Origin of the sequence: Phycicoccus endophyticus (assembly GCF_011326735.1) — a bacterium.
In the GTDB taxonomy this organism is placed as follows: Bacteria; Actinomycetota; Actinomycetes; order Actinomycetales; family Dermatophilaceae; genus Phycicoccus; species Phycicoccus endophyticus.
The window spans coordinates 93,438-112,057 of record NZ_JAANCN010000006.1 but is presented as its reverse complement, the minus strand read 5'-3'; the positions used below and the strand labels follow the sequence as shown (position 1 = coordinate 112,057).

At 74.0% G+C, this 18,620-nt stretch carries 20 protein-coding genes; 8 read left to right on the top strand and 12 right to left on the bottom strand.

Annotated elements, in window-relative coordinates; genetic code table 11:
- Positions 1-58 precede the first annotated feature (58 nt).
- From G8D98_RS08650 to G8D98_RS08615, 8 genes are all read right to left on the bottom strand, one after another.
- Positions 59-1,213 (bottom strand): acyl-CoA dehydrogenase family protein, encoded by a 1,155-nt coding sequence (locus G8D98_RS08650; protein ID WP_166101740.1) that lies wholly within the window; start codon positions 1,211-1,213, stop codon positions 59-61.
- Between the two features lie 72 nt (positions 1,214-1,285).
- Positions 1,286-2,338 (bottom strand): sulfate/molybdate ABC transporter ATP-binding protein, encoded by a 1,053-nt coding sequence (locus G8D98_RS08645; protein WP_166101738.1) that lies wholly within the window; start codon positions 2,336-2,338, stop codon positions 1,286-1,288.
- Entirely contained in the window at positions 2,335-3,123 is a 789-nt protein-coding gene (locus G8D98_RS08640; RefSeq protein ID WP_229661831.1) for an ABC transporter permease, read from the bottom strand. The genes G8D98_RS08645 and G8D98_RS08640 overlap by 4 nt, the downstream gene beginning before the upstream one ends.
- Positions 3,120-3,908, bottom strand: coding sequence for a molybdate ABC transporter substrate-binding protein (gene modA, locus G8D98_RS08635; protein ID WP_166101735.1), 789 nt, complete (start codon positions 3,906-3,908; stop codon positions 3,120-3,122). Before modA ends, G8D98_RS08640 begins: the two co-directional genes overlap by 4 nt.
- Complete coding sequence (locus G8D98_RS08630; protein ID WP_166101515.1) at positions 3,905-4,300, bottom strand: TOBE domain-containing protein; 396 nt, start codon at positions 4,298-4,300, stop codon at positions 3,905-3,907. The genes modA and G8D98_RS08630 overlap by 4 nt, the downstream gene beginning before the upstream one ends.
- A 68-nt stretch (positions 4,301-4,368) precedes the next feature.
- Positions 4,369-5,217: an SGNH/GDSL hydrolase family protein gene (locus G8D98_RS08625; RefSeq protein ID WP_229661832.1), complete on the bottom strand. Its 849-nt coding sequence runs from the start codon at positions 5,215-5,217 to the stop codon at positions 4,369-4,371.
- Complete coding sequence (locus G8D98_RS08620) at positions 5,214-5,912, bottom strand: uracil-DNA glycosylase (protein ID WP_166101733.1); 699 nt, start codon at positions 5,910-5,912, stop codon at positions 5,214-5,216. The genes G8D98_RS08625 and G8D98_RS08620 overlap by 4 nt, the downstream gene beginning before the upstream one ends.
- A 50-nt stretch (positions 5,913-5,962) precedes the next feature.
- Complete coding sequence (locus G8D98_RS08615) at positions 5,963-6,310, bottom strand: ArsR/SmtB family transcription factor (protein ID WP_187566703.1); 348 nt, start codon at positions 6,308-6,310, stop codon at positions 5,963-5,965.
- 111 nt (positions 6,311-6,421) lie between these two features.
- Between G8D98_RS08615 and G8D98_RS08610 the strand changes: the two genes are divergently transcribed.
- From G8D98_RS08610 to G8D98_RS08595, 4 genes are all read left to right on the top strand, one after another.
- Complete coding sequence (locus tag G8D98_RS08610) at positions 6,422-6,862, top strand: ArsI/CadI family heavy metal resistance metalloenzyme (RefSeq protein WP_166101727.1); 441 nt, start codon at positions 6,422-6,424, stop codon at positions 6,860-6,862.
- The gene (gene arsB / locus G8D98_RS08605; RefSeq protein WP_166101724.1) at positions 6,859-7,962 is read left to right on the top strand and encodes an ACR3 family arsenite efflux transporter; all 1,104 of its coding nucleotides are present in this window, start codon (positions 6,859-6,861) and stop codon (positions 7,960-7,962) included. The genes G8D98_RS08610 and arsB overlap by 4 nt, the downstream gene beginning before the upstream one ends.
- Before the next feature lie 120 nt (positions 7,963-8,082).
- Complete coding sequence (locus tag G8D98_RS08600) at positions 8,083-8,811, top strand: HAD family hydrolase (protein ID WP_229661833.1); 729 nt, start codon at positions 8,083-8,085, stop codon at positions 8,809-8,811.
- 126 nt (positions 8,812-8,937) lie between these two features.
- Positions 8,938-9,228, top strand: coding sequence for a DUF3263 domain-containing protein (locus tag G8D98_RS08595; protein ID WP_187566705.1), 291 nt, complete (start codon positions 8,938-8,940; stop codon positions 9,226-9,228).
- Between the two features lie 72 nt (positions 9,229-9,300).
- On the opposite strand, the gene G8D98_RS15345 is transcribed toward G8D98_RS08595, so the two are convergent.
- Genes G8D98_RS15345 through G8D98_RS08575 form a run of 3 tightly spaced genes read right to left on the bottom strand, consistent with a single transcriptional unit; the run spans position 9,301 to position 11,457 of the window.
- A complete protein-coding gene (locus G8D98_RS15345; protein WP_205859740.1) occupies positions 9,301-9,945 on the bottom strand; it encodes a DUF3349 domain-containing protein in 645 nt (214 codons plus the stop codon).
- Positions 9,946-9,949: 4 nt separating this feature from the next.
- Entirely contained in the window at positions 9,950-10,246 is a 297-nt protein-coding gene (locus tag G8D98_RS08580) for a hypothetical protein (protein WP_166101714.1), read from the bottom strand.
- Entirely contained in the window at positions 10,243-11,457 is a 1,215-nt protein-coding gene (locus tag G8D98_RS08575) for an inorganic phosphate transporter (RefSeq protein WP_205859739.1), read from the bottom strand. Before G8D98_RS08575 ends, G8D98_RS08580 begins: the two co-directional genes overlap by 4 nt.
- Positions 11,458-11,578: 121 nt before the next feature.
- Here G8D98_RS08575 and G8D98_RS08570 point away from each other — a divergent pair, with 121 nt between their 5' ends.
- The 4 genes from G8D98_RS08570 (at position 11,579) to G8D98_RS08555 (ending at position 16,860) form a co-directional block, all read left to right on the top strand.
- Entirely contained in the window at positions 11,579-12,043 is a 465-nt protein-coding gene (locus tag G8D98_RS08570; RefSeq protein WP_166101712.1) for a hypothetical protein, read from the top strand.
- A gap of 195 nt (positions 12,044-12,238) precedes the next feature.
- A complete protein-coding gene (gene groL, locus G8D98_RS08565; protein WP_166101710.1) occupies positions 12,239-13,867 on the top strand; it encodes a chaperonin GroEL in 1,629 nt (542 codons plus the stop codon).
- 487 nt (positions 13,868-14,354) lie between these two features.
- Positions 14,355-15,563 carry a lipid II:glycine glycyltransferase FemX gene (locus G8D98_RS08560; protein ID WP_166101708.1) on the top strand — a complete coding sequence of 403 codons (1,209 nt, stop codon included), beginning with the start codon at positions 14,355-14,357 and terminating at the stop codon, positions 15,561-15,563.
- Positions 15,564-15,585: 22 nt separating this feature from the next.
- Positions 15,586-16,860 carry a carboxylate--amine ligase gene (locus G8D98_RS08555; protein WP_229661834.1) on the top strand — a complete coding sequence of 425 codons (1,275 nt, stop codon included), beginning with the start codon at positions 15,586-15,588 and terminating at the stop codon, positions 16,858-16,860.
- 33 nt (positions 16,861-16,893) lie between these two features.
- Here G8D98_RS08555 and murJ read toward each other — a convergent pair whose 3' ends face one another.
- Complete coding sequence (gene murJ / locus G8D98_RS08550) at positions 16,894-18,558, bottom strand: murein biosynthesis integral membrane protein MurJ (protein WP_166101706.1); 1,665 nt, start codon at positions 18,556-18,558, stop codon at positions 16,894-16,896.
- Between the last annotated feature and the right edge of the window lie 62 nt (positions 18,559-18,620).

Sequence of the window (18,620 nt, the reverse complement as noted above, 5' to 3'; positions counted from 1 at the left end):
GGCTCCTTGCGCTGGGGGCTTGTCGTTCGGACGTGCCGGGCGGCCGGTGGGTTCCGTCTCACCGCAGCAGGTCCCGACCGATGACGAGGCGCTGGATCTGGTTGGTCCCCTCGAAGATCTGGGTGACCTTGGCCTCGCGCAGGTAGCGCTCGGCCGGGAAGTCCTCGGTGTAGCCGGCGCCCCCGAGCACCTGGACGGCGTCGGTGGTCACCCGCATCGCGGTGTCGGTCGCGACGAGCTTGGCGACCGCGGCCTCCCGGGTGAACGGGCGGGCGGCGTCCTGGAGGCGGGCGGCGTGCAGGTAGGTGGCCCGGGCGCTCGTCACGGCGGCCTCGAGCTCGGCGAGGAGGAAGGCCAGCCCCTGGAACTCGGCGATCGGCCGGCCGAACTGCTCCCGGTCGCGGGCGTAGCGGACGGCAAGGTCGAGGGCGCCCTGGGCGAGCCCGGTGGCCGCGGCGGCGATGCCGAGGCGCCCGGTGTCCAGGGCGGCGAGGGCGATGGCCATCCCCTGCCCCTCCTCGCCGATGCGTCGGTCGGCGGCGACCCGGACGTCGTCGAAGAGCACCTCGCGCACGGTGTCGCAGTGCAGGCCCATCTTCCGCTCCGGAGCGCCGAAGGAGAGCCCCTCGGCGTCGGCCGGGACGAGGAGACAGGTGAGGCCGCGGCCGCCGTCGTCGGAGGTGCGCACGAAGGTCGTGTAGTAGTCGGCGTGGCCCGCATGGCTGATCCACGCCTTGCGCCCCCGCACGACGTACCCGTCGCGCTCGCGCGTCGCCCGGGTCGTCATCGCCGCGATGTCCGAGCCGGCGAGCGGCTCGGAGAGGCAGTACGCGCCGAGCTGGCTGCCCGAGAGCATGCCGGGCAGCAGTGCGGCGCGCTGCTCGTCGGTGCCGTGGTGCACCAGCGGGTAGGTGCTCAGGGCGTGGACCGACACCCCGACGGCCACGCTCATCCAGACGCTCGCGAGCTCCTCGACGACCTGGAGGTAGACCTCCGCGGGCTGGTCGTGGCCCCCGTACTCCTCCGGCTGCGGGAGGGCGAGCAGGCCGGCGTCCCCGAGGGTGGCGAAGACCTCCGTCGGGAAGGACTCGCCGGTGGCCGCCGCACGCTCGGCGTCGTCGACGCGGGGTGCGAGCTCCTTGGTGCAGATCTCCCGGGTGAGGTCGATCAGCTCCCGGCCCTCCTCGGTCGGCATGAGCCTCGTCGCTGGCATGCCTGTGAGGGTAGCGAGGTAGTTGGACGTCCAACAATCGGCGGCACGTGAGGGGCAGCCCGCGTGGCCGGCTCACGAGGGGTAGGCGGTCACCTCGGTGGCCTTGACCCCGGCCCACAGCCGCGAGCCCGGCTGGAGGCGCAGGGTGGCGACCGACCCGGCGGTCACCTCGGCGAGCAGGGCCTCCCCGCCGACGTCGAGCCGGACCCGCGCCGACTGGCCGGCAAGCTCGACCGCCACGACCCGCGCCGGCCAGACGTTGCGGGTCGACCCGTGCGGCTCCTGGGGGTAGAGCGCGACGGCCGTGGGGGCGAAGGAGACCCACGAGGCCCCCCGGTGCTCGTGCCCGCCGGTGACCACCGGGCCGACGCCGGTCTCGACGCGGGTGCCGTCCGGTGCCGTGCCCGCGAAGAGGTTGAGGCCGACGACGTGGGCGACGTACGGAGTGCGCGGCCGGGCCACGACCTCGCTCGGCGGGCCGACCTGGACGACCGCCCCGTCCTCGACGAAGACGAGCTGGTCGGCGAGGGTCAGCGCGTCCAGCGGGTCGTGGGTGACGACGACGGTCACGCCGTCGTAGTCGCGCAGGCGGGCGGCCAGGCCGGCGCGCACCTGCGGGCGGGTCGAGGGGTCGAGGGCCGAGAGCGGCTCGTCGAGCAGCAGCAGGCGCGGGTCGGTGGCCAGGGCGCGGGCGAGGGCCACCCGCTGGGCCTGGCCGTGCGAGAGCTGCCCCGGCCGGCGCTCGGCGAGCTCGCGCACGCCGAGGGCGGCCAGCTCGGCCTCGGCCCGGGCGTGGGCCGCCTCCCGGCTCGCCCCGCGGCTGCGGGGCCCGAAGGCCACGTTGCCCCGGGCACTGAGGTGGGGGAAGAGGAGATGGTCGGCCGCGAGCAGGCCGACCGCCCGCCGGGCCGGCTCGAGGTGCAGACGGCCCTCGGCCCACGCCTGCCCGTCCACCCGCACGTGGCCCTCGTCGAGCCGCAGCAGGCCGGCGAGGGCGTGCAGCAGCGTCGTCTTGCCGGCACCGTTGGGCCCGAGCACGGCGACGACGGCCCGGTCCGCGGCCTCGAGGGCGACGTCGACCGCGAAGCCGCCGCGGTGCGCGCGGACCCGGGCGTCGAGCGTCACCGCAGCCACCGCCCGCGCAGCAGGCCGAGGACGAGGAGGGAGACGAGGAGCATCGCGAGGCTGAGGGCGATCGCCGCCTGGGGGTCGTTCTGCAGGGCGACGTACACGGCGAGCGGCGCGGTCTGCGTCGTCCCGGCGAAGTTGCCGGCGAAGGTGATCGTCGCGCCGAACTCCCCGAGCGCCCGGGCCCAGGCCAGCGCCGCGCCGGAGAGGATGCCGGGCCCGGCGAGCGGGAGGGCGACCCGGGTGAAGATCCGCAGCGGCGAGGCCCCCAGCGTCGCCGCGACCGCGTCGTAGCGCTCGTCGACCGAGCGCATCGCCCCCTCGACGGCGAGGACGAAGAAGGGCATCGAGACGAACAGCTGCGCGAGCACGACGGCCGTCGGCGTGAACGGGAGACTGACGCCGAAGGCCTCGAACACCGGCCGGCCGACGACGCCGCGCCGGCCGAAGGCCATGAGCAGGGCGACGCCGCCCACGACGGGGGGTAGCACGACGGGCACCGTCATCAGGGCCCGCAGCCAGGTCGCGACCGCCCCCCGGGCCCGCGAGAGCAGCCAGGCGAGCGGGGTGCCGAGGACGAAGCACAGCGCCACGGTGACGAGCGTGGTGAGGACCGAGAGCCGGATGGCGGGCCACACGACGGGAGCCCGCAGGTGGGTGCCGAGCGCGCCCCAGTCGGTGCGGGCGAGCAGCCCGAGCATCGGCAGCACGACGAGCGCGACCGCGAGCGCGGCGGGGGCGAGGAGGGCCAGGCGGGTCGGCCCGGGCCGGCGCGGCGTCACGGGGCGAGGAAGCCGGCCTTCTCCAGTGCCGCCCGGCCGGCGTCGCCGGTGACGTACTGGGCGAAGCCGACGACGTCGGGGTCGGTGCTGAACCACAGGAGGGGGTAGGTGAGGGTGACGTTGTCGGCGTCGGGGATCTCGACGCCGGTGACGTCGCTGCCGGCGCTCACGACGTCGGAGTGGTACACCATCGCGGCGTCGGCCTCGCCGAGCGTCACCTTGGTCAGGGTCGCCTTGACGTCGACCTCGCGCGAGACGACGTGCGGGCTGATGCCGGCCCGCTCGAGCACCTCGTCGGCCGCCTTGCCGCAGGGCACCGTCTCGGCGCACAGGACGACGTCCAGGTCTCGGTCCGCGAGGTCCTGCAGGCCGGCGACGCCACCGGGGTTGTCCGGCGGGGTGGCGATCTCGACGGTGTTGCGGGCGATCGTGGCCCGCCCGCCGTCCTGCGCCGCGTCGGCCGGCAGCAGGTCGAGGGCGGACTCGCCCGCGCTGGCGTAGACGTCGACCGGCGCGCCCTCGGCGATCTGCTGGGCCAGGGTCGTGCTCGAGCCGAAGCTCAGGGCGACCCGCACGCCGTCGTGGTCCTGCTCGTAGGCCTCGGCGAGCGCGGTGAGCGGCTCGGTGAGCGACGCCGCGGCGAGCACCGTGACGGTGCCACCGGACCCCGCGGAGCCGGTGCCCGAGGCGCCCGTGTCCTCACTCGTCGCGGGCGAGCAGGCGGCGAGCGCCACGACCGCGAGGGCCGGGAGCAGCGTGCGCATGCTCCAGCGGCGGGGGCTCATCGGGAGACCCCGACGACGACGTTGGTCGACTTGATCGTCGCGACGGCCACCGTGCCGGGCTCGAGCCCGAGGTCGCGCACCGCCTCGCTCGACATGAGCGAGACGATGCGGAAGGGCCCGCACTGCAGCTCGACCTGGGCCATGACGGTGTCGGTGAGGACGCGGGTGACGATGCCCTGCATCCGGTTGCGCGCCGACTCCCCGGTGACCGCCCCGACGGGGGCGGGGTTGGCGACCTCCTGCGCGACCGCCGCGAGGTCGGCGCCCTCGACGACGAGCCGGCCGGCGTCGTCGTGCTCGGCGGTCAGGCGTCCGGAGTCGACCATCCGGCGCACGGTGTCGTCGGAGACCCCGAGGAGGCCCGCCGCCTCCGCGATCCGCAGCTGCGTCATGTCGGGGACTATAGCGCCGCATCTGCGACACGGCAGGCGGAACGGCCCCGCGGCTCCGGCGACGGACGTCAGTGGTCGGGCAGCTGCTGACCGCCCGGCGGGCGGTCCGGGTCGCGCAGGCGCTGCAGGGTGGGCCGCTTCGCCGCGCGGGCGTCCCCGGAGGAGGTGCCGCGCAGGCGGCGCTCGACCCACGGCGCGGCGTGCGTGCGCACCCACGCGGCGTGGCCGCGCAGCTCCTCGGCGCGGGTGGCCCGGTCGGCGGGCGGCAGCGGGGTGGCCCACTGCTCGGCGTCGGTCTCCTGGCCGAGTGCGGCGAGCGCCGCGAGGGCCACCCGGCGGTGCCCCTCGCTCGTCAGGTGGATGCGGTCCTCGGCCCACATCCGCCAGTCGCGCAGGGCGCGCATCCCCCAGAGGTTGAGGACGTGGCAGCCGTGGTCCTGGGCGATGGTGAACAGGTTGGCCGTGTGTACGGCGTGCCGCGCACGCAGCGCCCGGAACAGCCCGGCGTCCCGGGTGTCGGTCGGGGTCGCGAGGAGCACGTCGGCGCCGGTCGCCCGGATGCGGACCACGGCCTGCTCGAGGCGGGTGGCGAGGGCGTCGAGGTCGACGGTGGGGCGCAGCAGGTCGTTGCCCCCGCCGACCATGGAGACCAGGTCGGGCGTCATCGTCATCGCCGCGTCGAGCTGCGGGCCGACGACGTCGGAGAGCGTGCGGCCCCGGACGGCGAGGTTGGCGTAGCCGAAGGGCAGGTGCTCGGCCTCGGCGAGCGCGTCCAGGGCGGTGGCCAGCCGGTCGGCCCAGCCGACGTAGGCGTCCGGGTGGGCGGGGTCGGCGTCGGCCATCCCCTCGGTGAAGGAGTCGCCGATCGCGACGTACCGGGTCCACGTCCGGCGGCTCTCGGGGCGGGTCGCGGTCACGGCAGGCGCCAGTCGACCGGGTCGGCCCCGGCCTCGGCGAGCAGGGCGTCGGCCCGCGAGAACGGCCGGGAGCCGAAGAAGCCGTGCTGCGCCGAGAGCGGGCTCGGGTGCGGCGACTCGATGCACGGGACGCCGCGCAGGTGCGGCGCGAGCGAGCGGGCGTCACGTCCCCACAGGATGGCGACGAGCGGGCCCCCACGCTCCACGAGCGCCTCGATGGCCCGCCCGGTCACCTCCTCCCATCCCCGTCCGCGGTGGCTCGCCGGCTTGCCCGGGGCGACGGTGAGGACGCGGTTGAGCAGGAGGACCCCCTGGTCCGCCCACGGCGTGAGGTCGCCGGTCCGGGGGGTGGGCAGGCCGAGGTCGTCGTGCAGCTCGGTGTAGATGTTCGCGAGGCTCCGGGGGACGGGCGAGACGTCGGGGTTGACCGAGAACGACAGGCCCATCGGGTGGCCCGGGGTCGGGTAGGGGTCCTGACCGACGATGAGCACGCGGACGGCGTCCAGCGGCTGCTGGAAGGCGCGCAGGACGTGCGGACCTCCCGGCAGGTAGCCCCGGCCGGCGGCGACCTCGGCGCGCAGGAACTCCCCGAGGCGCGCGACGGTGCCCTCGACGGGGGCGAGGGCGTCGGCCCAGCTCGGGTGCACGAGCTCTCGCAGCGGCTTGGCGGTCGTCGGGGCCGGTGGGGAGGACATCGGCTCCACCGTAGTACGCGCGGGTCGGGGTGGGCCGGCCCGGCGCCGGGTCAGGCGAGCGTCGCGCGGGCGTCCGCGAGGCGCTCCGGGACGACACGGAACCAGGCCCACGTCCCGCGGCGCTCGCGCTCGAGGAGGCCGGCGCCGACGAGGACCTTGAGGTGGTGGGAGACCGTCGGCTGGGCGAGGCCGACGAGCGCGGTCAGGTCGCAGACGCAGGCCTCGCCGGCGGGGGTGGCCCGGATCGCGCTGAGCAGCCGGAGGCGCACCGGGTCGGCGACCGCCTTGAGCAGGGTCGCGCTGCGCTCGGCCTCCTCGGCACTCAGGCCGGCGTCGACCCCGGTGCACGACGTGCCGGCCGCGGGGTCGGGCACGAGCGGGAGCTCTCGGACGGGCATCGGACCCCCTCGGTGAATAGATAGACGTCTATATTGACACATGCCGATGCGTGTGGTCTGCTCGACCCGTCACATCGACGCCCGTCGATCTTCTCATCCGGAGGTGCTCCCGTGCCCGAGCCGTCCAGCCGCGTCCAGCTCGCGCTCAACGTCGCCGACCTCGAGGCGTCGGTGGCCTTCTACTCCACGATGTTCGGCGTGCCGCCCCACAAGCGTCGGCCCGGGTACGCCAACTTCGAGGTCGCCGAGCCCCCGCTCAAGCTCGTCCTCATCGAGACCGGGGCGCGCGAGCGTGGCACCGGGACGACGGGGGCCCTCAACCACCTGGGCGTCGAGGTCGCCTCGCTCGAGGCGGTGGAGTCGGCCCGCGAGCGCTTCCGGGACGCCGGGCTGGCGGCCTTCGACGAGCGCGACACGACGTGCTGCTGGGCCCGTCAGGACAAGGTCTGGGTCGAGGACCCGCACGGCGCCGGGTGGGAGTTCTACACCGTCACCGACGACGACCCCGCCGACCCGCGCCCGGCGAGCGCGGTGGAGGCCTGCTGCTCGTGACCACCTCCCCCGCCGAGGCCCCCGAGCGCGAGACCGTCGCCGCCCGGCTCTCGACCCTCGACCGCTTCCTGCCGGTGTGGATCGCCGCGGCGATGGTGGCCGGGCTCGTCCTCGGCCGGCTGCTGCCGGGGCTCGGCGAGGGCCTCTCGGCCGTCGAGGTCGACGGCGTCTCGCTGCCCATCGCCCTCGGCCTCCTCGTCATGATGTACCCGGTGCTCGCCAAGGTGCGCTACGACCGGCTCGACACGGTGACCGGCGACCGGCGGATGCTCGGGGCGAGCCTGCTGCTCAACTGGGTCCTCGGGCCGGCGCTGATGTTCGCGCTCGCCTGGCTGCTGCTGCCCGACCTGCCGGAGTACCGCACCGGCCTCGTCGTCGTCGGCCTCGCGCGGTGCATCGCCATGGTCATCATCTGGAACGACCTGGCCTGCGGGGACCGGGAGGCGGCGGCGGTCCTCGTCGCGCTCAACTCCGTCTTCCAGGTCCTCGCCTTCGCGGCCCTCGGCTGGTTCTACCTCTCGGTGCTGCCGGGCTGGCTCGGCCTCGAGCAGGCCGGGCTGCAGGTCTCGCCGTGGGACATCGCGCGCTCCGTCCTCGTCTTCCTCGGGGTCCCCCTCGTCCTCGGCTACCTCTCCCGCCGGCTCGGGGAGCGGCGGTGGGGGCGGGCCGCCTACGAGCGGTCCTTCCTGCCGCGGGTCGGGCCCTTCGCGCTGTACGGCCTGCTGTTCACCATCGTCGTCCTCTTCGCCCTCCAGGGCGAGCAGGTGACCAGCCGGCCCTGGGACGTCGCCCGGATCGCGCTGCCGCTGCTGTGCTACTTCGCCCTGATGTGGGGCGGCGGGTACCTGCTCGGTCGAGGGCTGGGGCTGACCTACGAGCGCACGACGACGCTCGCCTTCACGGCGGCCGGCAACAACTTCGAGCTCGCCATCGCCGTCGCGGTGGCGACGTTCGGGGTGCACTCCGGGCAGGCGCTCGCGGGCGTCGTCGGGCCGCTCATCGAGGTGCCTGTGCTCGTCGCGCTCGTCTACGTCAGCCTCGCCCTGCGCCCCCGCTTCCCCGTGCCGCGCGAGCGACAGGCACCGGCCGCCGGCGGCTGACCGGCGGCGCGGCGCTCGGCGCCCTCTCGCGGACGCTGTGCCGCACGCCGGGCACCTCCCGGGGCCCGGCCGGCCGCCCCGGCGACCGCGGCCCGCCCGGCGCCCGGCAGGATGGCGCCCGTGCCGGCCCCACCCGACCCCCTCTCGCCCGTGCCGCCCTGGCGGACCGTCCTGTTCGACCTCGACGGCACGCTCGCCGACACCATCCCGCTCATCGTGGCGTCCTACCAGCACGCCTTCCGCGCCGTCCTCGGCGAGGAGGTCGAGGAGTCCCGGGCGCGGGCGTGGATCGGCCGGCCCCTCCTGCCGGTGCTGCTCGAGGAGAACCCCGAGCACGGCCACGCGCTCGACGCGGCCTACCGCGAGTGGAACCTCGCCAACACCGCCCGCCTCATCCGCCGCTACGAGGGCGTGCCCGAGCTGCTCGGCCGGCTGGCGCAGGCGGGGGTCGCGACCGCCGTCGTCACCTCGAAGCGGCGGGGGACCGCCGCGCTCGCCCTCGAGGGCGTCGGCGTGGCCGGGCTCGTCGAGGTCGTCGCCGCCCTCGAGGACACCACGCGCCACAAGCCGGCCCCGGACCCGCTGCTCCACGGGGCCGCAGCCCTCGGCGCCGACCCGGGTGACTGCGTCTACGTCGGCGACGCCACGGTCGACGTCCGTGCCGCCCGGGCCGCGGGGATGGCCGCGCTCGCCGTTACCTGGGGCGCCGGCGAGCGCCGGGACCTCGCGGCCGAGGACCCCGACGCCGTCGTCGACGACGTCGCGACCCTCGCGGCGCTGCTCCTCGGCGAGCGGCGTCCGCAGCCGCCGCGCGGCGCCCCACCCGCTGGCTCGCCGGGGCTGGTGTGACTGGTGTGACCGGTGGGTCGAACGGGCCGAGCCGACACGCTCCGGGGGCCGGACGGGGAATGACAGTCGTGTCATTCGGTGGCTAGAGTGGGCCCGCAGCCGTCGAGGAAGGGTCGAGTACACACCGTGAACGCCGCGTCCGAACAGGTCACCCCCGCCGTCGACCGGGAGCTGTCCGAGCGCGACCGGGAGATCCTCGCGTTCGAGCGGCAGTGGTGGAAGTACGCCGGCTCGAAGGAGACGGCCATCAAGGAGCTGTTCGAGATGAGTTCCACCCGCTACTACCAGGTGCTCAACGCCCTCATCGACGACCCGGCGGCGCTCGCCCACGACCCGATGCTCGTCAAGCGGCTGCGTCGGCTGCGCGCCAGCCGCCAGCGCGCCCGCTCGGCCCGGCGGCTCGGCATGCAGCCCTGAGCGGTCGCCACCAGACCAGAGACGCCCGTCCGTGAGGGAAGCCGGACGGGCGTCTTTGTGCCCGCGGGCCTCTCAGGGCAGGTCGGGGTCGGGGAACTCGACCGGCCAGCCCTTCTTCGCCAGCTGGGCCCGCACGCGGCGCACGTCATCCTCGGAGGGCATGTCCTGGGTCACCTTGGAGATGAACTCGCCGATGTCGACGCTCGTCGCGGGGGCGACGTCGGCTTGGCGCAGCGAGCGGGCCACCTGCTTGACCTCCTTGTCGGTGAGGCGGCGACGCAGGAGGGCGATGAGCGGGACGTAGTCGGTGGTCGGGATGCCCTCGGGGTAGCCCTCACGCAGCCAGGCGACGATCCGGGCGAGCACGCTGCCCTCGCCCGGGGGCTCGAAACCCTCGAGCTCGTCCTCGTCCGGCGTGCGTCCCGCGAGCGGCCAGCCCCCGGCGGCCAGCGCCGCGCTGACCCGCCGCACGTCGTCGGCACCGGCGCTCTCGTAGGCGCGCTCCTCGATGATCCGCCGCACGTCCGCCTCGGTCACCGGCTCGCCCGCCCGGGCGTGGGCCGCGAGCTCGGCGGCCACGGAGTCGACCTCGGCGGCGGTCAGGTGGCGATGGAGGACCCCGACGACGGCGGGGTAGTCGGTGAGCGGGATCCCGGCCGGGTACCCCGCCCGCAGCCAGTCCAGCGAGCGTCGGACGAAACCACGGTGCGCAGCCATGCCCTCACTCCTTGTCGGCGAAGGTCGGGTAGCCGTGCCCGAAGCTCAGCTCCTTGCCGAGGCCGGACGCGACGATGAAGGCGATGCCGAGCGCGACGGCGAGGAGCACGACCGCCAGGCAGGCGATGCCGAGCACCCGGGCCGAGGGGTGGGGCCGGGTCCCCGGGGTGGCCTCGGCCTCGCCGCCCTCGGCGAGGGCCAGGGAGCGGACCCCGAGCGCGAAGACGGTGGGCAGGCCGGCGCCGAAGAGCAGGCCGGCGGCGAGCACCTTCCAGATGCCGCTGAGGGCGAGGGCGATCATGCGGCGTGCTCCTTCGACGCGGGCGTGGACGGCGTGCCCTGCCAGTCGTCGTTGACGTTCCCCGCGTGCACCGGCGCCCGGCGCGAGCGCAGCCACATGAACGTCGCCAGGGCGAGCAGGACGAGGAAGACGACCGCCGGGCCGGCGGCGCCCCCGAGGGCGTTGCCGAGGTACCACGTGAGCGCCCCGACCACCCCCGCGGCCGGCAGCGTGATCAGCCACGCGACGACCATCCGGCCCGCGACGCCCCAGCGCACCTCGGCACCCCGCTTGCCGACACCCGTCCCGAGGATCGAGCCGGTCGCGACGTGGGTGGTCGAGAGCGCGAAGCCCAGGTGGCTCGAGGAGAGGATGACCGCGGCGGCGGCGCTCTCGGCGGCCATCCCCTGGGGCGAGGCGATCTCGACGAGCCCCTTGCCGAGGGTGCGGATGACCCGCCACCCGCCGATGTAGGTGCCGGCGGCCATCGCGAGCGCGCAGCTGAGCTTGACCCAGACCGGCACGCTCTCGGTGTCGGACCACTGACCGGAGGCGATGAGCGCCAGGGTGATCACGCCCATCGTCTTCTGCGCGTCGTTCGTGCCGTGGGCGAGGGAGACCAGCGAGGCGCTGCCGACCTGGCCCCAGCGGAAGCCGCGCTCGGCGAACCGCTCGGCCACCCCGCTCGTGACCCGGTAGACCAACCAGGTCCCGACCGCGGCGACGAGGCCGGCGATGACGGGGGAGGCCAGGGCCGGGAGGATCACCTTGCCGAGCACCCCGCCGAGCTCGTCACCGGAGCCGGTCCACTTCACCCCGGCCCAGCCGAGACCCGCGACCGTGGAGCCGATGAGCCCCCCGAAGAGGGCGTGCGAGGAGGACGAGGGCAGCCCGAGCAGCCAGGTGAGCAGGTTCCACACGATGCCGCCGACGAGGCCGCAGAGGATGATGAGCAGCAGGGCGTAGCCGTGGTCGCTCGTCAGCTCCGGCACGGGGGCCCCGGAGTCGTCCTGCACCTTGATGACGGCGTTGGTCACCGTGAGGGCGACCTCGACCGAGAGGAAGGCGCCGACGAGGTTGAGGACCGCCGAGAGCAGGACGGCGACCTTGGGCCGCAGCGCTCCGGTGGCGATCGAGGTCGCCATCGCGTTGCCGGTGTCGTGGAAGCCGTTCGTGAAGTCGAAGGCCAGGGCCGTCACGACGACGAGCACGAGGATGAGCGTGGCGGTCACAGTGCAGAAGTAGAGCACCTCCGCCCCCCGGGCGGGAGGGCGCAGGCATCCCCGGCGGCGGAGTTCATCCCCGGTTCACCTTCGCGGCGGGCCGGGCGCCGGCGTTCGCTACCGTGGCCCGATGAGCGCGCTGGACTGGAGCACCCCGGAGGGGCTCGAGGCCATCCGGGACCACCTCGCCGCCGGGATCGAGGGGTGGCGCCCGCCGGTCGCCCACGCCGTCGGCCTCTCGCCGGCGTCCTCGAGCCCGGAGTGGGTCTTCCCGCACGTCAACGCCCCGGGCGGCCGGCACGGGCTGCCGGCGGTCGTCCTCGCGACCATCCTGCGGCACGACGGCTCGACCGGCACACTCCCGCTGGGCCGCGCCGACCTCGAGGCGGCGGTGGCCTCGCTCGCCCCGGCGCAGGCGTGCACCGCCGTCGAGCACCCCAACCTCGCCGCCTGGCGGAGCGTGCTGCGCGAGCTCGAGGGCAACCCCGCCCGGGAGGCGGTCGCGGTCTTCGTCGCCGACCTGGCCGACCCGGTCTCCTCCGAGGCCGACGCCTCGCTGCGGGTGGCCATCGACGGGGCCGTGCCCGAGCTGTGACCCGGGGGCACCCGTTTGCACTCTCGCCCGGAGAGTGCCAATAATGTGTCTTAGCACTCTCACGTCGAGAGTGATAAGTACCGACCGGTCCGGTGAGGGCAGGTGCGCCGACGGTGACGTGAGCCGCGGCCCCGGTCCGTCCGTCGCGGGCACCGCCCGGTCCCACCTTCGATTCGCGTGGGAGGAACCACCCGAATGGCCAAGATCATCGCTTTCGATGAGGAGGCGCGCCGCGGTCTCGAGCGGGGGATGAACACCCTCGCCGACGCCGTCAAGGTCACCCTCGGCCCCAAGGGCCGCAACGTCGTCCTGGAGAAGAAGTGGGGCGCCCCCACGATCACCAACGACGGTGTCTCCATCGCCAAGGAGATCGAGCTCGACGACCCGTACGAGAAGATCGGCGCCGAGCTCGTCAAGGAGGTCGCCAAGAAGACCGACGACGTCGCCGGTGACGGCACGACGACGGCCACCGTCCTCGCCCAGGCGCTCGTCCGCGAGGGCCTGCGCAACGTCGCCGCCGGCGCCAACCCGATGGCGCTCAAGCGCGGCATCGAGAAGGCCACCCGAGCGGTCTCGGACGAGCTGCTCGCGGGCGCCAAGGACATCGAGACCAAGGACCAGATCGCCGCGACCGCGTCGATCTCCGCTGCCGACAACCAGATCGGCGAGATGATCGCCGAGGCCATGGACAAGGTCGGCAAGGAAGGCGTCATCACCGTCGAGGAGAGCAACACCTTCGGGCTCGAGCTCGAGCTCACCGAGGGCATGCGCTTCGACAAGGGCTACATCAGCCACTACTTCGTCACCGACACCGAGCGCATGGAGGCGGTGCTCGAGGACCCCTACGTCCTCATCGCCAACTCCAAGATCGGCTCGATCAAGGACCTCCTGCCGCTGCTGGAGAAGGTCATGCAGTCGGGCAAGCCGCTGCTCGTCATCTCCGAGGACGTCGAGGGCGAGGCGCTGAGCACGCTCGTCGTCAACAAGATCCGCGGCACGTTCAAGTCGGTCGCGGTCAAGGCCCCCGGCTTCGGCGACCGCCGCAAGGCGATGCTCGGCGACATCGCCATCCTCACCGGTGGCCAGGTCATCTCCGAGGAGGTCGGCCTCAAGCTCGACACCGCGGACCTCTCGCTGCTCGGCCGGGCCCGCAAGGTCGTCGTCACCAAGGACGAGACGACGATCGTCGAGGGTGCCGGTGACAACGACCAGATCCAGGGGCGGGTCAACCAGATCCGCGCCGAGATCGAGAAGTCGGACTCCGACTACGACCGCGAGAAGCTCCAGGAGCGCCTCGCCAAGCTCGCCGGCGGCGTCGCCGTCATCAAGGCGGGTGCGGCCACCGAGGTCGAGCTCAAGGAGCGCAAGCACCGCATCGAGGACGCCGTGCGCAACGCCAAGGCGGCCGTCGAGGAGGGCATCGTCGCCGGTGGTGGCGTGGCCCTCATCCAGGCCGGTGCCAAGGCGTTCGCCAACCTCCAGCTCGAGGGCGACGAGGCCACCGGCGCGAACATCGTCAAGGTGGCCGTCGAGGCTCCGCTGAAGCAGATCGCGGTCAACGCCGGTCTCGAGGGCGGCGTCGTCGCGGAGAAGGTCGGCAACCTCGAGCCGGGCCACGGCCTCAACGCCGCGACCGGCGAGTACGTCGACCTCGTCGCGGCCGGGGTCATCGACCCGGCGAAGGTCACCCGCTCGGCCCTGCAGAACGCGGCGTCCATCGCGGCGCTGTTCCTCACGACCGAGGCGGTCGTCGCCGACAAGCCCGAGAAGGCCGCTCCGGCCATGCCCGGTGGCGGCGACGACATGGGCGGCATGGGCTTCTGAGCCCCACCCCCACCTCCTGACCCGGCAGCCCGCCGGCGCCAGGTGGTGGACGCCAGACGGCAGACGGCAGGCTCCCCTCCTCCCCGTCCCCGATTCGACCAATAGGTCACATCAGGGACGGACCGGGAGGGGCGCCTGCCGTTTCCGTGTCCCCCCGAAGCCGCCCCCGGCGTCACTGATTCGACCAATAGGTCACGTCAGGCACAGTCGGGGTGAGTGGGTACGAAGCCGCTCCGGCGTTACTGATTCGACCAATAGGTCACGTCAGGCACAGTCGGGGGTGCGGATGCCTGGCGTTTCGTGTCGTTGACGTGACCTATTGGTCGATTGGGGGACGGAGGGAGGGGGTGACGCGGGGGGCCGGGTGCTGGGGAAGAGGGGGCCGGGTGCCGGGGAAGAGGTGGCCGGCAGGGGTGTGGGGACGTCCGGGTGTGGGTGCGTCGATAGACTGCCCGGTGCCCGCAGCCCCCTGCCCGATGGAGCATCCGTGACCGTCCAGGCTCTGGACCTCAGCGACACCGAGCACGACGCGTTCGTCCGCGACCACCCCAACGGACACCTCATGCAGACCACCGCGTGGGGGCGGGAGAAGGAGCACACCGGCTGGAGCTGGCGCACCGTCGCGGTGGGGCGCGAGAGCGAGGAGGCCCGGGAGGTCACCGGCGTCGCCCTCCTGCTCTTCCGGCGCCTGCCCGTGCTGCCGTTCGCCCTGTGCTACCTGCCGCGGGGCCCCGTCCTGGACTGGTCGGACGAGGAGACGCTCGACGCGCTGCTCGACGAGGTCCGGCGGGTCGCCGCCGAGCACCGCGGGGTGACCCTGCGCATCGACCCGGCGGTGCGCGCCTCCGACCCGTGCTGCCGGGACGCCCTCGAGCGCCGCGGGTTCGCCCGGACCGACCCCGGGGAGGACGCCGCGCGCACCCTGGCCCAACCGGCCCTGCGGATGGTCACGGACATCTCCGACATCGAGGCCCTCCACCAGGCGCTGCCCCAGGGCACCCGATGGAGCATCCGCAAGTCCGCACGCTCGGGGCTGGTGTACGAGTCGGTCGGCCGGGAGAAGATCCCGGCGTTCTACGAGCTCATGCGGGCCACCGGCGAGCGCGACGGCTTCGGCATCCGCAGCCTGGAGTACTTCACGACGCTCTACGACCTGCTCAGCCCGACCGGGGACATCACCGTCTCGCTCGTGCGCCTCGACCCCGCCCAGGCCGTCGAGGGGGCGCGCGCGACGAAGGCGGAGTCACACAAGCAGCTGGCCGCCCTGGAGAAGAAGCCGGACTCGGACAAGCGGGCCCGTCAGAAGGAGAGCCTGACGCAGAGCATCGCCAACGCCGACGAGCTCATCGACACCTACGAGGCGATGGTCGAGGCCGGGTCCGAGGGGCCCTACCTCGCCGGGTCGGTCTTCGCGACCAACGGCACCCGCGGCAGCTACCTCTACGCGGCCTCCTCCAACGAGCACCGCAACCTGCGGCCGAACTACCTCATGGTGTGGCAGCTCATGCAGGACGCGAGCGCCCGGGGCGTGCGCACCTTCGACTTCGGCGGCATCGACGCCTCGGAGGGGCTCGAGGAGTTCAAGCGGCAGTGGGAGCCCGAGCGGGTCGAGTACGTCGGGGAGTTCACCCAGCGGCTGCGCGGGGCCACCGGATGGCTCGTCGAGCGCGCCGTGTCCCTCTACAAGCGCCGCTGACCCCGAGAGCACCGAGAAGCCCGTGAGCACCCCACTCCTGCCGCCCGAGCTGGCCGACCAGCCCTTCCTGCCCGTCGTCGTCGGCGGCCACGTCGGCGCCTACTCCCTCGTCCGGGCCTTCCACGAGGGCTACGGCGTGCGCTCGGTCGTCGTCGCGAGCGTCGGCACCTGGGTGACCGACCACTCCTCGGTCCTCGAGCTGCTGCCGTGCCGGGACGCCGTCGACCCCGAGGTGCTGCTCGCCACGCTCGAGGAGGCGCTCGGCGCCACCACGCTGCCCAAGCTGCTCCTCGCGACCTCGGACTCGCTCGTCGAGACCGTCGTCGCGCTGCGCGGCCGGCTCGGTGCGGACTGGCGCATCCCGTACGTCGGGACCGGCCCGCTGGAGCGCGCGACCCGCAAGCACACCTTCGACGAGGTGGCTCGGGCCGCGGGCGTCAGCGTGCCGGCCACCCGCTCGCTCGACCTCGCCGACCCCGCGAGCGTCGAGGTCGAGCCCGGCTTCGGCTACCCGCTGGTCGTCAAGCCGACGACCCCCGCCGCCTGGGCGGCGGTGAGCTTCGAGGGCCAGTCCAAGGTGCACACCGTTCGGTCGCACGCCGAGCTGTCCGCGCTGCTGCGGCATATCCGGGATGCCGGCTACCACGACGAGCTGGTCGTCCAGGACCTCATCCCCGGCGACGACACCGGGATGCGCATCCTCACCTGCTACTGCGACCGCAGCTCGCGGGTCCGGTTCGCCGCCTACGGCCGCACGCTCCTCGAGGAGCACTCGCCGGGCCTGCTCGGGGTGCCCGCGGGCATCCTCACCGGACGCGACGGCGAGACCGTCGCCCAGGCCGGGCGGATCCTCGCCGAGCTCGGCTGGGTCGGGTACGCCAACTTCGACCTCAAGTACGACCCGCGGGACGGCTCGACGAAGTTCTTCGAGCTCAACCCGCGCCTCGGACGCTCGAACTACTACGTCACGGGCACCGGGCACAACGCGGTGCGCTACTACGTCCAGGAGTGGGTCGAGGACGCCCTCCCCGACGGCGACGACCTCGTGGAGACCACCGAGGAGACCGTGTACTCGATCGTCCCCGTGCGCACGCTGCGGTGGGCGCTGCGGCCACACCCCGAGCTGTGGTCGCAGGTGCGGCGGGTCATCGACGCCGGCGGCCTGCGCAACCCGCTGCACTACCGTGCCGAGCGCGACCCCCGTCGCTGGGCGAAGGTGCTCGCCGGCGGTCTCAGCTACGACCGCAAGTTCCACCGCTACTACGACCCGCAGGCCGCCGCCCGCTCGGCGGGCTGAGGACGTCCGGCCCGGTCCGCAGGGACGGCCGGCTCAGCGGCGGACGAGCCGGCCGGCGCGCGAGGTGACCGCCCCGACCATGTCGTCGACCTGCCGGATGCGCAGCAGCCGGGCGAGGACGTAGAAGACGAGGACGAGCACCGCCCCCCCGGCGGCCAGGCCGAGCGCCTGCTCCCGCCAGGGCCCGTCCCGGTGCGCCACGAGGGAGGCGACCGCCCACCCGGCGACCCCCGCGAGGCCGGCGGCCACGGTGAGCCGCACCCACAGCCGCAGGACGGGCCGGAAGCCCAGGCCGTGCAGCTGGCGGCGGGCGAGCGCGACGAAGACCACCGCGTTGACCAGGCTGGAGAGGGTCATCCCCAGGGCCACGACGGCGACGACGTAGCGCGGCGGCGTGAGGTACATGGCGACGAGCGCGACGAGGATGTTGCCGCCGGCCATGAGCCCGACGAGCCAGAAGTTGGTCCAGCCGTCGCCCCGGGCGAAGCAGTAGCGCTGCTTGAGCGCGGTGATGCCGAACGGCAGGGTCCCGAGCGCCATGAGGGCCAGGACGAGCGCGACGTCGGCCGGCTCGTCGATCCCGTGGGCGGGGTCGTAGCGCAGGCCCGGGTAGAGCGTCGCCGCCATCGGGCGGGCGAGGGCGACGAGCGCCGCGGTCGCGGGGATGACGAGCACGGCCGGCCCCTCGAGCCCCCGGCGCAGCCAGTGCCGCATCCCGGCCAGGTCGCCGTCGTGGTGGGCGCGCGCCATCTGCGGGTAGAGCGCGGTGACGATCGAGACCGTGATCAGCGAGTGCGGCAGGATGAACAGGCTGTAGGCGTACTGCTGCACCGCGTTGCCCGCGACGTGCTCGGCCTGGCTGGCTCCGACGGTCATCGCCCGCGTCTGGACCAGCCCGGAGACCTGGGAGAGGACGAGCGCGGCGATCGTCCAGCCGGCCATCGTGCCGACCTCCCGGAAGCCGTAGCCCCGCCAGCCGAAGCGTGGCCGGTACCGGAAGCCCATCCGGTACAGCGGCACGGCGAGGGAGACCCCCTGGACGGCGATGCCGAGGGTCGTGGTCCCCGCGAGCACCCAGACCATGGCGGGGGTCCAGGTGCGGATGGAGGCCTGCTGGCCCCACTCCAGGAGGAACCACGCCAGCCCGGCGATCTGGACGACGTTCGCCCACGCCGGCGCCCACGCGAACGCGGTGAAGCGGCCGTAGACGTTGAGCACCTGGCCGAGGACCGAGTACAGCCCGTAGAAGAAGATCTGCGGCAGGCACAGGTAGGCGATGTACGTCGTCAGCGACAGGAACTGCGGGTCCTTGTTCGCGCTGAGCAGGTCGACGATGAGGGGGGCCGCGAGCAGCATGAGGAGGGTCGAGCCGCCGAGCACGAGCAGCGAGAGGGTGATCAGCCGGTCGCTGTAGTCCCGCCCGCGGTCGGCGTGCGACATCGCCCGGGTGAACGCGGGGATGAGGACGGCCGAGAGCAGGCCACCGTTGATCAGGACGTACACCTGGGTCGGCAGCGAGTTGCCCACGGTGAAGGAGTCGGCGGCGAGCGCGCCCCCGACGACGGCCGTGAGCATCGCGGTGCGCACGAACCCGAGCACCCGGGACCCGAAGGTCCCGACGGCCATGACCGTGCTGTTGCGGGCGACGCTGCCCCCGGAGCCCTGCCGGGGCGGCGAGCCGCCGTCCTGCTGGGACATGGACCTCCGAGCCGGCCTCGGCGCGTGCCGTGACCCCGTGACGTGGGCGGTGTGCGGTCGGC

Bases quoted from the DNA above. Each gene is read 5' to 3' on its own strand.
- G8D98_RS08630 (WP_166101515.1), bottom strand. From the start codon at position 4,300: ATGACGCAGCTGCGGATCGCGGAGGCGGCGGGCCTCCTCGGGGTCTCC.
- modA (WP_166101735.1), bottom strand. From the start codon at position 3,908: ATGAGCCCCCGCCGCTGGAGCATGCGCACGCTGCTCCCGGCCCTCGCG.
- G8D98_RS15345 (WP_205859740.1), bottom strand. From the start codon at position 9,945: ATGGCTGCGCACCGTGGTTTCGTCCGACGCTCGCTGGACTGGCTGCGG.
- G8D98_RS08570 (WP_166101712.1), top strand. From the start codon at position 11,579: ATGAGCGCGCTGGACTGGAGCACCCCGGAGGGGCTCGAGGCCATCCGG.
- murJ (WP_166101706.1), bottom strand. From the start codon at position 18,558: ATGTCCCAGCAGGACGGCGGCTCGCCGCCCCGGCAGGGCTCCGGGGGC.
- G8D98_RS08615 (WP_187566703.1), bottom strand. From the start codon at position 6,310: ATGCCCGTCCGAGAGCTCCCGCTCGTGCCCGACCCCGCGGCCGGCACG.
- G8D98_RS08580 (WP_166101714.1), bottom strand. From the start codon at position 10,246: ATGATCGCCCTCGCCCTCAGCGGCATCTGGAAGGTGCTCGCCGCCGGC.
- groL (WP_166101710.1), top strand. From the start codon at position 12,239: ATGGCCAAGATCATCGCTTTCGATGAGGAGGCGCGCCGCGGTCTCGAG.
- G8D98_RS08650 (WP_166101740.1), bottom strand. From the start codon at position 1,213: ATGCCAGCGACGAGGCTCATGCCGACCGAGGAGGGCCGGGAGCTGATC.
- G8D98_RS08620 (WP_166101733.1), bottom strand. From the start codon at position 5,912: ATGTCCTCCCCACCGGCCCCGACGACCGCCAAGCCGCTGCGAGAGCTC.